This is a genomic window from Chelativorans sp. J32 (assembly GCF_000518985.1).
Lineage (GTDB): Bacteria > Pseudomonadota > Alphaproteobacteria > Rhizobiales > Rhizobiaceae > Chelativorans.
Window position 1 is genome coordinate 621,030 of the sequence record NZ_JAEQ01000001.1, and the last position, 14,700, is coordinate 635,729.

Annotated in this window: 14 protein-coding genes; 5 read left to right on the plus strand and 9 right to left on the minus strand. The window is 62.1% G+C overall.

Going from position 1 to position 14,700, the window contains the following annotated elements; all coding sequences use genetic code 11:
- Positions 1–146 precede the first annotated feature (146 nt).
- Both CHEJ32_RS0103025 and CHEJ32_RS0103030 read left to right on the plus strand, forming a co-directional pair.
- Positions 147–677 carry a gluconokinase gene (locus CHEJ32_RS0103025; protein ID WP_051469361.1) on the plus strand — a complete coding sequence of 177 codons (531 nt, stop codon included), beginning with the start codon at positions 147–149 and terminating at the stop codon, positions 675–677.
- 22 nt (positions 678–699) lie between these two features.
- Entirely contained in the window at positions 700–1,614 is a 915-nt protein-coding gene (locus CHEJ32_RS0103030; RefSeq protein WP_028032528.1) for an SMP-30/gluconolactonase/LRE family protein, read from the plus strand.
- A 2-nt stretch (positions 1,615–1,616) separates the two neighbouring features.
- On the opposite strand, the gene CHEJ32_RS0103035 is transcribed toward CHEJ32_RS0103030, so the two are convergent.
- Together CHEJ32_RS0103035 and CHEJ32_RS0103040 are read right to left on the minus strand one after the other, a co-directional pair.
- Positions 1,617–3,932, minus strand: coding sequence for a Tex family protein (locus CHEJ32_RS0103035; RefSeq protein WP_028032529.1), 2,316 nt, complete (start codon positions 3,930–3,932; stop codon positions 1,617–1,619).
- A 154-nt stretch (positions 3,933–4,086) separates the two neighbouring features.
- Positions 4,087–5,055, minus strand: a complete 969-nt coding sequence (locus CHEJ32_RS0103040; protein ID WP_028032530.1) for a YihY/virulence factor BrkB family protein — start codon at positions 5,053–5,055, stop codon at positions 4,087–4,089.
- A 223-nt stretch (positions 5,056–5,278) separates the two neighbouring features.
- Here CHEJ32_RS0103040 and CHEJ32_RS0103045 point away from each other — a divergent pair, with 223 nt between their 5' ends.
- Entirely contained in the window at positions 5,279–5,884 is a 606-nt protein-coding gene (locus CHEJ32_RS0103045) for a hypothetical protein (protein WP_028032531.1), read from the plus strand.
- Positions 5,885–5,887: 3 nt separating this feature from the next.
- On the opposite strand, the gene CHEJ32_RS0103050 is transcribed toward CHEJ32_RS0103045, so the two are convergent.
- From CHEJ32_RS0103050 to CHEJ32_RS0103080, 7 genes are all read right to left on the minus strand, one after another.
- Entirely contained in the window at positions 5,888–6,727 is an 840-nt protein-coding gene (locus CHEJ32_RS0103050) for an ABC transporter substrate-binding protein (RefSeq protein ID WP_034657715.1), read from the minus strand.
- Between the two features lie 84 nt (positions 6,728–6,811).
- On the minus strand, positions 6,812–8,575 hold the full coding sequence (locus tag CHEJ32_RS0103055) for a PQQ-binding-like beta-propeller repeat protein (RefSeq protein ID WP_028032533.1): 1,764 nt from the start codon (positions 8,573–8,575) through the stop codon (positions 6,812–6,814).
- 52 nt (positions 8,576–8,627) lie between these two features.
- Positions 8,628–9,152, minus strand: coding sequence for a c-type cytochrome (locus tag CHEJ32_RS26070; RefSeq protein WP_051469363.1), 525 nt, complete (start codon positions 9,150–9,152; stop codon positions 8,628–8,630).
- Between the two features lie 180 nt (positions 9,153–9,332).
- Positions 9,333–10,055 (minus strand): hypothetical protein, encoded by a 723-nt coding sequence (locus tag CHEJ32_RS0103065; protein ID WP_028032534.1) that lies wholly within the window; start codon positions 10,053–10,055, stop codon positions 9,333–9,335.
- A complete protein-coding gene (locus CHEJ32_RS0103070; RefSeq protein WP_028032535.1) occupies positions 10,052–10,861 on the minus strand; it encodes an ABC transporter permease in 810 nt (269 codons plus the stop codon). The genes CHEJ32_RS0103065 and CHEJ32_RS0103070 overlap by 4 nt, the downstream gene beginning before the upstream one ends.
- Complete coding sequence (locus tag CHEJ32_RS0103075) at positions 10,858–11,850, minus strand: ABC transporter ATP-binding protein (protein WP_028032536.1); 993 nt, start codon at positions 11,848–11,850, stop codon at positions 10,858–10,860. The genes CHEJ32_RS0103070 and CHEJ32_RS0103075 overlap by 4 nt, the downstream gene beginning before the upstream one ends.
- 184 nt (positions 11,851–12,034) lie before the next feature.
- Positions 12,035–12,718 carry a GntR family transcriptional regulator gene (locus CHEJ32_RS0103080; protein ID WP_371179754.1) on the minus strand — a complete coding sequence of 228 codons (684 nt, stop codon included), beginning with the start codon at positions 12,716–12,718 and terminating at the stop codon, positions 12,035–12,037.
- Positions 12,719–12,816: 98 nt separating this feature from the next.
- Between CHEJ32_RS0103080 and CHEJ32_RS0103085 the strand changes: the two genes are divergently transcribed.
- Both CHEJ32_RS0103085 and CHEJ32_RS23770 read left to right on the plus strand, forming a co-directional pair.
- A complete protein-coding gene (locus CHEJ32_RS0103085; RefSeq protein ID WP_245260931.1) occupies positions 12,817–13,554 on the plus strand; it encodes a FadR/GntR family transcriptional regulator in 738 nt (245 codons plus the stop codon).
- Positions 13,555–13,624: 70 nt separating this feature from the next.
- Positions 13,625–14,590 carry a dihydrodipicolinate synthase family protein gene (locus CHEJ32_RS23770; protein ID WP_156936575.1) on the plus strand — a complete coding sequence of 322 codons (966 nt, stop codon included), beginning with the start codon at positions 13,625–13,627 and terminating at the stop codon, positions 14,588–14,590.
- Positions 14,591–14,700 lie beyond the last annotated feature (110 nt).

A 14,700-nucleotide genomic window follows, 5' to 3' on the forward strand; every position in this document is an offset into this window, starting at 1 on the left:
GATTGCTTGGGCCAGTATCGGCCATGCGGAACAGAAGTCCGACGGTCGCTGGATCCTCTTCATCCGATTTGGAAAAACGAGGCTGCTGGTCTAGAGTCGATGCACTTGTCAGCGGCCTGCGTGCATGCGCGGGAGAAGGGAGAGCCTTGGAAAATCCGACGCCGCCGGTGGTGGTCATGGGAGTGGCGGGCAGCGGGAAGACGGTCGTCGGTTCCGCGCTTGCCAAGGCGCTCGGCGTTGCCTTCGTTGAGGGGGATGATCTGCATCCGCCGGAAAATGTCGCGAAAATGGCAAGGGGAGAGCCTCTGACCGACGAGGATCGGGCAGGCTGGCTCGACTCGGTCGGTCGGGCGATCGCCGGAAACATGCGCCGGAACGGTGGTGCTGTGGCCGCCTGCTCTGCTCTGAAACGCCGTTATCGCGATCAGTTGAGAAGCCTCAATCCCGGACTCGTTTTCATTCATTTGGAAATCAGTCCGGACACGGCACGCCAGCGCGTCGCAAGCCGCGAAGGGCATTTCATGCCGCAAAGCCTCGTCGCGAGCCAGTTTGCCACGTTGGAGCCGGCGAGGGCGGAAGAGCTGGTCCTGTCGGTGGACGGCCTTCTGCCGGTAGAAGAGCAGGTCTCCGTCGCGGTCGATTTTCTGCGGAAAAAGGCAGCAGAGCACGTGCCCTGACGCTCCGGGGGAGGAGGAAATTATGCCTGACAGCATTTACGAGATTCTCGATCCGCGATTTCGCCGTCTCTTCAGCGCAAACGCCAGGCTGGAATGCCTTTACAGCGGCTGCGCCTGGTCGGAAGGGCCGGCCTGGTTCGCCGCGGGCCGATATCTCGTCTGGTCTGACATTCCGAACGACCGGATGATGCGCTTCGATGAGACCGACGGAACTGTCAGCGTGTTCCGCCAGCCGGCGGGTTATTCGAACGGCAACACCGTCGACCGGCAGGGCCGCCTGATCACCTGCGAGCACGGCAATCGCAGAATCACCCGGACCGAACATGACGGCACGATCACCGTCATAGCCGATGCCTGGCAAGGCAAGCGGCTCAACTCGCCGAACGATATTGTGGTGAGGTCTGACGGTTCCATCTGGTTCACCGATCCGACTTACGGCATCGATAGCGATTACGAAGGCCATAGGGCCGAAAGCGAGATGGGCGCCTCCTATGTCTATCGCGTAGATCCCCTGAACGGCTCTGTCGAGGCGGTTGTAACCGATATGGTGAAACCGAACGGGATTGCCTTCTCACCCGACGAAACGAAGCTTTATATCGGCGATACGGGCCGCACGCACGGAGCGGAGAACCCCGCTCATATTCGCGTGTTCAAGGTGGACGAGACGGGTGGCGTGTCCGGGGGCGACGTTTTCGCGGAATGCACGGCAGGCCTGTTCGACGGCTTTCGACTGGATGAAGACGGCCGTATCTGGACCAGCGCAGGGGACGGGATCCATTGCTACCATCCGGACGGCACCCTGATCGGGAAGATCAGAGTGCCGGAGGTGGTGGCCAACTGCGTCTTCGGCGGGGCCAAGCGCAATCGCCTCTATATTGCCGCCACCAACTCGCTTTACCGTGTGGCCCTGATGGTGAACGGTCTTAAGACCTACTGACCTTATCTGCGCTTCAGTGCTTCCATGAGCGCTGCACCCAAGGCGCCCTGCGCCGCGGCACCCTGGCCGCCTGAACCAGCCCGGTTCTCGCGCGGTGCGGATCTTTGGGCGGGCTTCCCGCTGCGCGGCTGTTGCGGCCGGGCACCGGTATCGCCATCCTTCCGCATGGTAAGGCTGATGCGATTGCGCTTTATGTCGACTTCGAGAACGCGCACTTTCACCACGTCGCCGGCCTTCACCACCTCGTGTGCGTCCTTCACGAACCGGTCGGCGAGCTGGGACACGTGCACCAGCCCGTCCTGATGCACACCGATATCGACGAAGGCGCCGAAGGCCGCGACGTTTGTGACGGTTCCCTCCAGCATCATGCCGGGTTTCAGGTCCTTGATGTCGTCAACCCCGTCGGCAAAGGTCGCGGTGCGGAAGGCCGGGCGCGGGTCGCGGCCGGGCTTCTCCAATTCCGCGATGATGTCGCGCACGGTAGGAAGGCCGAAGCGGTCGTCCACGAATACGCGCGGATCGAGCGCCTTGAGGGCTGCGCTGTCGCCCATCAGCGAACGCACGTCGCGGCCGCAGGCCGACACAATCTTACGCGCCACATGATAGGCTTCCGGGTGCACGGAGGAGGCATCAAGCGGCTCGGTTCCATCCGCGATGCGGAGGAAACCCGCGCATTGCTCGAAGGTGCGCTGGCCCAGCCTTGCCACCTTGAGCAGTTCCTGGCGGCTGGCGAAGGGGCCGTTTGCGTTGCGGTGCGCAACAATGGCTTCCGCAAGCGAGGCACCAAGACCGGAGACGCGGGCGAGTAATGAGGCAGAGGCGGTGTTGAGGTCGACGCCGACGGCATTCACCGCATCTTCCACCACCGCGTCCAGCGACCGTGCCAGCTTGTATTGATCGACATCGTGCTGATACTGCCCGACCCCGATGGATTTGGGCTCGATCTTGACGAGCTCGGCAAGCGGGTCCTGCAGCCGGCGCGCAATCGATACCGCTCCGCGCAAGGATACGTCGAGGTCCGGGAATTCGGCCGCCGCGGTCTCGGAGGCAGAGTAGACCGAGGCTCCCGCCTCGGAGACCACTACCTTTAAAGGCTTGGGCGCAGGCATGTCGGAGAGCATGTCGGCAACGAGCTTGTCCGTCTCGCGGCTTGCGGTGCCGTTGCCGATGGCGATCAGTTCCACGCCATGCTTGCGGATAAGGGAGGCAAGCTCGGCCTGTGCGCCCCGAATGTCGTTGCGCGGCGGGAAGGGATAGACGGTGGTTGTGGCGACCAGTTTGCCGGTGCCATCCACGACCGCCACCTTGACGCCCGTGCGAATGCCGGGATCCAGACCCATGGTCGGGCGGGAACCGGCGGGCGCTGCCAGGAGCAGATCCTTCAGGTTGCGCGCAAAGACATTGATGGCCTCCTCTTCTGCCCGCTCGCGCAGGTCCCGCATCAAGTCGAGCGACAGATGCAGGGAGAGCTTCACGCGCCAGGTCCATCCCGCGACTTCCATGAGCCACTGGTCGCCCGGAAGAGCGCTGCCGATCTGATAGGCTTCGGCGATCATGCGCACCACGGGCTTCACGGGCGAGGCATCGTCCGCATCCACCTCGATGTCCAATGTGAGCACGTCTTCGTTACGGCCGCGCAGCATGGCAAGCGCCCGGTGGCTCGGCACGCCCGACCAACGCTCCACATGGTCGAAATAGTCCGAGAATTTCGCGCCGGCCTCTTCCTTGCCTTCGACCACGCGTGAGCGCAGGAAGGCCTTCTCCTTCATATAGGTCCTGAGGCGGCCGACGAGGTCGGCGTTTTCCGAGAACTGCTCCGCCAGGATGTCGCGAGCGCCTTCCAGCGCGGCTTTCACATCTGCCACATCTTCAGTGATATAGGCTTGCGCCAACTCCGTGGGCACGGCGGCGCGATCTGCAAGGATAGCTTCGGCGAGCGGGCCTAGTCCGCGTTCGCGCGCGATCTCGGCCTTGGTGCGCCGCTTGGGTTTATAGGGCAGATAGATGTCCTCAAGTTCCGCTTTGGTGGCGGCGGCCGCAATTTTGGTTTCGAGTTCTGGAGTAAGCTTGCCCTGTTCACGGATCGAGGAAAGGATCGCTTCGCGCCGCTGATCCAGCTCGCGCAGATAAACCAGGCGTTCGGAAAGAAGCCGAAGCTGGGTGTCATCCAGTCCGCCGGTCACTTCCTTGCGGTAGCGCGCGATAAAGGGGACGGTTGCTCCCTCGTCCAACAATGCTATGGCTGCCTGGGTCTGCTCCGGCCGGGCGCCAATCTCGGCTGCAATGAGTGCGGCGATATGGTTTTTATCTGTAGCCATGCCAGTCCCTGAATCTGTTTTTGGGCGGCGAACATAGTGGCATTCGGCTGCCCGGGCCAGCAGTGCTTATCCACAATTGGCAAGCCGGTGATTGTAACAGCGGAGCTAGGCAGCCGGCCAATCGAAGAGCCGGCGTGGTCGCTGATCGTCCAGTCTAGTCGGTGGGGTCGCCGAGGGTGTCCGCGACCACTGCGCCCCGCCGTCCCATGGGTTCCGGTGATCCGGTGGTCGAATCGTGGGAGGTCTGGTGTTCGATTTCGGCATCGATCTCAGCACCCACGATGAGAACGATGACGGAAATCCAGGTCCACATCATCAGGCCGATGACAGCTCCCAAGGATCCATAGGTGGCGTCGTAGTCGGCGAAATTTTGAAGATAGTAAGAAAAGGCAATGGAAGCAGCGAGCCACACCACCGCGGCGAATACCGCACCCCAGGTGAGCCAGCGCCATTTCGGCCTCTCGCGGCTTGGCCCGAAGCGATAAAGCAGCAGGATGGCAAAAATGCTTACGATGATGAGTGCCGGCCAGCGTGCGAGGCTGATCAGCAATTCCGCCCATGGCGCCAGTCCGAGGACGGCCAGAATCGCAGGAACAATCCCGACGGCCAGGATGAGCACGATTCCCAGGACAAGTGCGCCAAGCGTCAGAGAAAGCGAGAGCAGATTGAGGTGGATAAAGCCTCGTTTCTCCGTCTCATCATAGGCGATGTTCATGGCTTCGAAGAGTGCCTTGATGCCATTGTTCGCGCTCCAAAGGGCGACGGCCAATCCTATCAGGAAGCCTATTCCAAGAGACCGGTCCTGTTCGGTGACGAGCGACTGCAGCTGCTGCCGCACAACGTCAATCACGGTGGGTGGCAGGAGGCCACCGAGAAAGGCGATGTGATCGGCCACGGTCACCGGGTCGGAGACAAGCCCGTAGAGGGAGACGAACGCGGCCAGCGCGGGGAAGAGCGCCAGCAAAAGATAAAACGTCACACCTGCTGCAATCAGCAGAATGCGATCTTCTCCGATTTCTCTGAAGACGCGCCAGCCGATGTCCTTCCACCCGGAAACGGGTATGTCGGACGGCCAACGCGCGTTCCGCCCTCGTTCGTTCTGGTGATCCGCTGCGCCTGCCATGCCTCGCCTCGATGATGCGTTCCAAATCGAACCGAGGCAGAAACGTTCCGACTGTCATCCGGGGCCAAGCATGCGGGGCGCGGCATTCTTCCGGACTTCGTGGAACAGTCCGGGAAGGCAGGAGCCTGCCCTTCTCAGGATTTCCCGGAAGCACTATTAGGTCGCATGTGTCGCCGCGAGCGCACGCGCCGCAGTGTCCTGGACGACTTGATACCGAGGTGAAATGACATTCCTCTACGACTTGACCATGCCGGAGATCCTGCGCCGGATCTTGGCTGCGCTCATCCATGCCGGATTGCAGGGCGGGCTGCTGGCACTCCTCCTGCGGATCGCCGGGGATCGTCGCGCAGCGGAAAACGGGCGGATGACCTTCAACCCGTTCAATCACGTGCTCTTGTCGGGTATTTTCCTCACGGTCGCGTTCAGGATGAACTGGCTCGAGCCACTGCCGTTTGCGCCGGGGCGGCGGTGGGCAGAGCGTTTGCGGCCGCTGGCGGCTCTGCTCGTCAGTTTCGCAGTTCTGTTGGCCTTGGTGCCCTTGCTTGATCTGGCGCGCGCGCCCCTTCACGAAATCCTGCCGCGAACGGCAGGATATGCGGTGCTTTCCACGATCGATACGCTGCAGATCGTTCTGGTCGGGTCGGTTTGCCTGGGCCTGTTGCCGTTGCCGGGGATGTTGCTCGGCTCGGCCCTCCCGCCGATGTTCCCGGTGATCGAGAAACGTTACCGCAAGGCGGCTGGGATCGGCCGCGCGCTCGTCGCGATGCTTCTCATTATCGGCTGGTTCCCGAATGTCGCGCCGCTGGTGGCGCTGTTGCGGGTGGTTTAGCCTCTACTGCACACCGCGGGCATCGCCTGGCACGCCCTCATAGCCGAATTCGTCCATGATCTCGGCGATGCTGCCGTCCGCGACCAGTGCGTCAATGGCCTCGTCGATCTGGCTGCGCAGGAATGTATCGCGCGCCTTCATCAACACGCCCACCCGAGTCACCGTTTCCGGCACGGGGTCCATCGGGATTGTCCGCAGCTGCGCCGCCTCGGGATTGTTCTTGCGCAGCGCCGCAAGAACCGGCTGCCAAACGATCATGCCGCCAATTGAACCATCGGCGACGCGCTTCGTCATCAGGTCCATGTCGGCGTAAGGCAGGCGCGTGTAGCGCCGCTCCTTGGGCTGCTGCTGATTCCACGTGATGAAGACCCGCTCGCCCATGGAAGAGAGGGCGGTGCCGAGCTTCCGGCTTACAGGAATGTCTCTGAGCCGGGTGTATTCCTCGTCCTTCACCGCCAGCACATAGGGCAGGCTGACATAGGGGCGGCTCAGCACGGCCCATTCCGGGAATGGCGAGTTCTCCTGCACCGTCATGCCCATCATGATGTCGCATGTATTCGTCATGGCGATCTGGAGCTCGTCCAGGAAGCCGTCGCCGCTGGTGGGATAGCCGCCGAACCCCTCATGGAATTCGGCCTTGAGAAAGAGCATCTCCGCAATGGCACTGGCCACCCTGTGGTCGAAGTCGCGGATCTTGCCGGACGCATCGGAGCAGACATGCAACGTGTCGCCCTCGAGGCGGCGGGTGTTCTTCAGCAACTCGGAAGGTACACCGTAGCTTTGCGCGAGCGCGCTGGTGCCGACCGCCAGGCTCAGCATTGCTGCAATCAGCCACTTGATCATGACATGCATCTCCTTTTCAGCCTGCGGGCATACAAAGAGAAAAGGGGCCGAGCGGCCCCTTTTCGATTCCAGAGGTTCTTCGTCTTACTGCGCGTTCTGCTTCAGCTTGAACACGAAGATGGAGTTGCCGTTGCCGTTGGGAAGCGGCACCTCGGGGAAGGCCGAGGAGATCGACGAAGCCGAGTTCGAATAGCCGGTGGGGACCACCAGATACTGCTCGCCATCAACCTCATAGGAAACAGGCGAGCCGCCGATCGGCGCGTTCAGCCTTTGCTGCCAAAGGACTTCACCGGTCTCCTGATCGAAGGCCTTGATGTAACGGCCGGCATCGCCGCCGAAAACCAGGCCGCCGGCCGTCGCCAGGACCGAAGAGGTCGGCGTGGGCCGCTGACGGTGCTGCCACTTGTGATCGCCCGCCGTCGGGGTGATCGACAGGGCTTCGAACAGGCCGGCCTGGTCGATGCCTTCCGGCAGGACGCGCGGACCGAACTTGACGGAGCCCACGGCATTGCCCGCGGTGAACTCGGACTGCGTGGGGGTCACCTCGTTACAGGCTTCGGTCAGCGGCACGTAGAAAGTCTGCGTCAGCGGGCTATATGCGCCAGCCTGCCAGAGCTTGCCGCCGGAAACCGAGGTACAGGCGAGGACCGGCTGCCCGACCGCGGTCGGAACCAGCTCCTCATTGATGTGAACCGTACCGTCCTCATCGATCTTGCTGACCACGTTCTGTTTGACCGTCTCCTTCGACCAGAGATACTTGCCGGTCTCCCGGTCAAGCGCGAAGGCGATACCGTTCTTGCCCGGCACCGAGATCAGAAGCTTGTGGACCTTCCCGTCGATCTCCTGGTCGACCAGCACGCGCTCGAACGGGCTGTCGAGGTCCCAGTTGTCGCGCGGCAGGTGCTGGTAATACCACTTCAGCTCGCCGGTCTTTACGTCGAGCGCGATGGTGGCATTGGTGTAAAGCACCTCGCCTTCGCCGGAGCCGCGGATCAGCTCGGCATAAGGACCGGGCATGCCAACGCCCCAGAAGGTGAGGCCGAGTTCCGGATCATAAGCGCCGGTCGCCCAGGGCGTGCCGCCCCAGCGGTTTTCCGGCGGCACTTCGCCCCAGGACTCGCCCTGCTTGGGGTTCTTTGGGTCATCGAGCGTGTTGAAGCGCCAGATCTCTTCGCCGGTCTCCAGGTCGTGCGCCATGATATAGCAGCCGCCCGCGGTGCCCGCGATGGAGCAGCCGGAGATCGCCGAAATGATCTTGTTGTCGGCGATGAGCGCGCCGATTGTGTAGGAATAGCCCTTCTGCCAGTCGAGCACCTGCTTTTCCCACGCCACTTTGCCGGTTTTGGCCTCGAGAGCCACCAGCTTGGCGTCCGGCGTGGTCAGGATCACCTTGTCGCCGGCAAGGGCGATCGAGTTCTTCTGACGGCGCGCCTGGTTGGCCTGGTACGACCAGGAGGCCGGCAGCTCCGGCAGGACATGGCGGTAGGTCCACAGGAGGTCGCCCGTCTTGGCATCCAGCGCCTCGACGATACCGTTCGAGGTCTGCAGGAACATCACGCCATCATGGATGAGCGGCACCGTTTCCTGAATGCCCACGTCGGCCATCGGCCATGCCCAGGCAAGCTCGAGATCCTTCACGGTGTCCTTGTTGATCTGATCAAGCTGGGAGAAGCCGTGATTGGCGTAGTTGCCGCGCCAAAACAGCCAATCGGACTTGGGCGGATTGGCCAGAAGGTCAGCGGTGACCGGCGAATAGTTGTCAAGCACGCTCTGGGCCGACGCCAGGGGCGCGAACGAAACCAGCGCAATGGATGCGGCCAAAATCGTCTTGCGAATGTTCAATGTCATATCGTCTCTCCAATAGGCAGGCGCCGAATGGGTTCTTCCTGCAACAAACGGATCACGGCTTGTATTGGGGGAGTTCCTTGCCCCAGGTATAGGCTTGGGGAACGTTCGTGTCGCCGGCCTCGATGGTCGTCTCCTGATTGGCGGCGGCGCTCTGCGCTGCGCCTTCCTTGGTCTCTTCCACCAGGTTGACGGCGGCAAGCTTGTCCGGATCGGCCACCAGCGGCTCGTCGCCCGGCTGCGCGCCGTTCATTTCCATGATGTAGGCCACGATGTTCAGATAGGTTTCCTCACCGAGCTTCCCGGGGGCTGCAGGGGGCATGGCAACCGAGATGAAATCGTACAGGCCACCGGCGGTCGACCAGTTGCCCATGACGTCCTGGCCGATGAGGCCGGGCGCCTCGGGACCTTCAAGGCGTGCGCCGTGGCACTGAGCGCATTCCGCCTGATAGGCGGTGCGTCCCGCCTCGGCCTGCTCCGCCGTGAAGCCGCCTGCGAATGCAGACCCGATCGAGAAGCCCAGCACAAGGGCTGAAGCGCTGGCCAGGACGTAAGGTCGTCCCAAGTGAATAGCTCGCATCAAAAATCTCCCTCTAAAAGACCCGGAACACCCGTACACCCGAGTCTGGGCCCACAGGACGTCCATAGCTGGTCGTCTTGATTCGTGCATGGGCCAAGTAACAGAAACGGGTTGCCGCAGCCAGACCGAGTTGAGCAATCTGTATACAAAGCTGAGGACGGGGAGGAAAGAGCGAGATGCTCACTCCGGAGGAATATGATCGAGCTCCCGTTCCAGCGCATTCCTTATGGCGCGGGTGAGCGTCACGTCTCCCCGCCATAGCCCGAAGGCAAGGTCGGTGCTTTCTCCGGCCTCCGGGGGCAGGGGATTTGTCCCTGTGTCCGGCGGCAGTTGTGTGAGCGTGGAGACGATGGCCTGTCCGCCACCGGCGAGCCAGCCGGAAAGCGCCTCCGGTGTGCGCAAAGGTTGCGCGCGCCAGCCCTGTGCGCGCAGATAGGAGGCGAGCCTGACCCGGTCGAGCCCTGGAGCCCTTAGATAGACCCCCATTTCCGCGCCGCGCGGAGGAGCTTCGGCAGGGCCGGCGCGCACAAGGGCTATTCGGCTGCCGTTCGGCAGGAGCGTCAGGAAATTGCGGTTCGTTTCGGTATTGGCGAGGCCGCCGATCATGTCGCATTGGCCGCGGCTGAGGTTCCAGTCGCGCGGGTTGAACGAGCGGCCGATATTGGCCACCGTCTGAACCTCGAGCCTGAGATCAAGTTGCCGGGCGATTCCTTCGGCAAGCCGCAGCTCACGCGGTTCGGCGAGGGCGTTCGCGCTCTCTGACACGCAATAGCGTAGGACGCCTTGCTTTCTCCGGTCGGCAAGAGAGTTGTCGGAGGGCAGGAAGTTCAACGCCGCCAACAACGCCGCGATCAGGCCAATATCAAGAACGGGGCGGCGCCAGCGTTTCCAGCCACCGGTCACTTGCCGAAACCTCTAAGCGCCATGAAGAAAAAGACGACCATTCCCGCAGCCACCAGACCCAGGCCGATATAAGGCGGGAACTGATTGAAGCCGATCAGGATCCCGCGCAGCACGTCGACGGCGTAGGTAATCGGATTGACCCGGATCAGCGCGACCAGCCATTCCGGATAGGTCACCACGAGTTGTGTGCGCGTGAGCGATGGATCGAGCGGAAATACGGACGACGAAGCGAAATAGAGCGGCAAGATCACCGTATTGGAGAATACGCCGAAGCCCTCGAAGCTGCGCACTTTGCCCGCCAGAACGACCCCGAAACAGGTCAGGGCAAAGGAGAGCATGAACATATAGATGATGGCCTCGACGACCTCCAACGGCGTGAGGGTCACGTCGGCAAAGCGCGCCAGGATGAGCACGAGGATGCCATGGCCGGTTGCCGCCGTCGCCCCGCCCAGAACCTTTCCCAGCAGCACAGCCCATCGCGGCATGGGGGAAACGAGGACTTCCCGCAGGAAGCCGAACTCTCGGTCCCATATCACCGACACCGCGAACTGGATCGAGGTATACATGATGTTGAGCACGATCACGGCGGGGAAGAGGAACTGGAGGTAGTTGTAGGGCAACACCAGCCGCACTTCGCCGAAGACTTCGCCGCGGAAATAGGGATTGAGCCCGACACCCAGGATCAGGAGCCATATAAGCGGCCGGCTCACGCCGCCCAGAAGCTGGCCCCTGTCGCGCGTCGCACGCATGATTTCGCGCAGCCAGACGCCATGGATGCCGCGGAGAATGGGGAGGAAATCGGTCATTGCCGTCCTGCCCTCCGGCCCGCGGCTCGCTGTGCTTCGCGCTCTCCGTCAGCCCGGTCCCGGAGCGTTCGGCCCGTCAGGTTGAGGAATGCGGCTTCGAGCGTCGGCGCCTCGAAACGTATTTCATGCAAGCGGCTGCCGAAGCGGGACAGGAATTCCGGCACGAACTCCTCGCCGTCAGCTGGTATGGAAATCTGCTCGGGGCCGGTCGTGCGAGCGTCCGGATAGGTGTCGAGCAGTGCGGAGCGGATTTCGGGCAGCGCGGCGACCACATGCAGGTAAGGCTTGCCGTGCTTCTGTTTCAAGTCAGATGGCGAGCCTTGGGCGATCACCCGACCCTTGTCGATGATGCAAATCCAGTCAGCCCGGTCGACCTCCTCGATATAGTGTGTCGTGGTCAGCAGCGTCAGGCCGCGCGTGTGGCGCTCATTGTCGAGATAGGTCCAGATCCGCTCGCGCGTCTGGGCATCGAGCCCGACGGTCGGCTCATCCAGGAAAAGGATCTCGGGATCGTGCATCAGCGCCCGCGCGATCTCGAGCCGCCGCTTCATGCCACCGGAGAATGTACGCACCGGCGCCTCGCGCCATTCGGAAAGCTCGACAAGTTCAAGCACCCTGTCGGTGGCCGAGCGTCGCGCGTTCCCGGGCATGCCATAGACGCGGCCGTGAAAATCCAGGTTTTCCTCTGCGGTAAGCCGATCGTCCAGGCTGGCATCTTGAAAGACCATCCCAATCGATTCCCTGACCTTGCGCGGCGCTCGGTTCACATCATGACCCGCGACGACGACCCTGCCGGCGTCGGCAGTGCGCAGAGTGGCCAAGACCGACATCAAAGAGGTCTTGCCCGCACCGTTGGGGCCAAGAAGCGCAAAGGAGCTTCCGCGGGAAATCTCCAGCGAAACGTCTTCGAGCGCGATCTGGCTCCCATAGCGCAGCGATACTCCTTGCACGAGCACGGCGGGCTCTGCGGGTGTGTCTTGTGTCGTCATTTCGGCTTTGGAAAGTGGGTTTTTTGGCGCGACTTTGCGAGGCTCATGCCCCGGCATAGTCTAATGAGAAGGGCGGCTCAATATCCATGCGGCCTCTTCCTTGAAAGAAGACATGTCCTGGCTAACGATCGTGCAGTTTAATGTGCTCGCCGGACTGCTCTTCGCGGGCCAGATAGCGGGGGTGTTACTCGATGTATTCGGGATAGTTCTCGGCCACCCAATCGAGCATGGCCAATGTCTTTGAAAGATGCTCCCGCAACGCTCGGCCTGCCTCGTCCGGGCTGCCGGCGGCGATTCCGTCGATGATTTCCCCATGCAGGCGAACGACGCGATCCATGCCGATATTGGGCAGGTTCAGCCGGCGCAGGCGGTCCAGGTGACCGCTGTGACGACGGAGAATGGGCCAGAGCTCCAGAAGCTTGGCATGATAAAAGATCGTATAATGAAATTGCCGGTCCGCAATCAGGAATTGGGAATAATCCTTCCTGTCGGCATGCAGGGCGACCTCGTCATTGGCCTTTCGAAGATCGTGGACGATCTCAGGCGTCGAGTGCTCCGCCAGGTGCCGCACCGCATCGGTCTCGATGGCACGGCGCATGAAATGAGTCTGCCGCGCCAGATCGAGATTGATCCGGGAGACCAGCGTCGCATATTGCGGATAGACCGTGATCAGGCCTTCCTCTTCCAGCTTTATAAGCGCATCGCGCACCGGCGTTTGGCTCAACCCGAACTGCTGCTGCAGCGTTGTGCGGGAAAGTGTGGTGCCGGGGGCCAATTCAAGCGCAAGAATGCGCTCGCGCAGATACTCCACAATCTGCGGCGCGATCTGCCGGGTACGGTCGAGCTGGACGCGGTTCTTGGAGGCCAAGGAGGTCATTCGGTCGGTACGCAATTGCGTTGAGGTCGACTGATGCATTACTACTTAAGCGCGGCGAATGCCAGCCACCATGGAGCCTTGGAGTAAACTTGCTGAAGCCCGACGACCATATGAGCGGTAAGGACAATTTCGAGGGAAGGCCATCAACCTTTCCCGATCAAGTCTATGGCCGCATCCTTTCGGCCATCATGACAGGGGTCTATCCGAAGGGCGCGCGCTTGCCGTCGGAAAAGCAGCTCGGCGAAACATTCGGTGTCTCCCGCCCGGTCGTGCGGGTTGCATTGAGCCGCCTGCAGCGGGATGGCCTGATCGAATCCCGGAAGGGCAGCGGCAGCTTCGTGCTTGCCACGCCCCCCGAGGATCTTTCCTCGGTGGCAGACCTGGCGCAGGTGGCACGTTATCAGCGCTACCAGGAATTTCGTCTGGTGGTGGAGGGCGCTGCTGCCGCACTTGCTGCCGAGCGGAGATCGGAGGCCGCCATGCAGAGCATCCAGGCGGCCCATGATCGGTTCGTGCGGGAAGTCGCTGAAGGCAAGTTTCTTTGGCAATCCGACCGAGCGGTGCATCTCGCTATCGCTGAAGCATCGGGCAACGAGTTCTTCCCCCGCAGTCTGGAGGGGCCGGAGGTCTCGCTCGAAGACTTCATGACCGTTTCGCTCTCCCTCACCAGCTCTCGTTCGGCCGAACGCGGGCAGCTGGTCGTTCGCGAACATACCAACATCGTTGACGCCATCCGGGCGCGTGACAGCGTAGGCGCTCGGGTCGCGATGGAGTTCCACATCGTCCAAGCCCGCCGGCGCATGCTGGATAGGTCGCTCGCACCTTAGATGCGCAAATAGTTGACAAGTTGTCAGCGCAACATGTAAACATTCCCTACAACATTGGGGAGTGCTCGACGTGCCATCAAATCTGTTGACCGCGGCTGATTATCGGCGATCAGTCGTCGCGGTCCCGCCCATCGCCTTCGAGGCATCCGAAGCCGTGTCCGTTGAGGAGAACAGGCGGATCGTCGCCCATATTGCGGCTGGTGGCATCGCCACGCTACTCTATGGCGGGAACGCGAACCTTTATCACTTCGGTGATCGCGCCTTCCGCCAAGCGCTCTCCGTCCTCGCAGAAGCCTGTGCCGGGCGCGTGCAACTCCTGTTCTCCATCGGGCCGGATTTCGGCAAGGCGATGGATCAGGTCCCGGCGGTGCGGCAAGCCGGCGTGCACAATGTCATGCTGCTGCCCACCGCCTTTCCGTCTGACGCAAAGGGCGTGGCGGAAGGCGTGCGCAGGATCGCGGAAAAGCTGGGCACAGGGATCGTTCTTTACGTGAAGCGCGATGGCTATGTCGCGCCGGACGATCTTGCCCGTCTCACGGAGGAAGGCGCCGTCACTTTCGTCAAATATGCCGTCGAGAGGGAGAGGCCGGAGGCGGATTCCTACCTGGACGCTCTTATCGCTGCGCTCGGAAAGGAGATGATCGCCAGCGGCATGGGCGAAACCCCGATCCATGACCATATCGGCAGGCGGGGACTCGCCACCTTTACCTCGGGTGCGGTCTGCATCGCCCCGGCGGCTGCCAATGCGCTGCTTGCAAGCTATCGCGCAGGAGAGACCGAAAAGGCCGACCGCCTCGCCAAGCCCTTCCTCGATTTCGAGCGCGAGCGCGCCAGGCTCGGGGGCATTGCCGTACTCCACGACGCGGTGACCGTTTCCGGCATCGCAGACTGCGGATGCCTTTCACCCATGGTTTCCAACTTGGACGAGGCGGGGAAGGCTGCCATCGCGCCGCTGGTCGAGGCGCTCCAGCAGGTGGAGCGGGAAGCTCGCACGGCCCGGCCACAGGCGGCGCCCGGGGTCGAGCCGACGAGTTGACTCGCTAATGCATTAGTGCTCTAGTGTGGACTGCAGCGGGCAAACGCGCAACGGAAACGTCACACATAAGGACGTGGAGCTCCGCATCAGCGGAGTTGATCGGGAGGAAA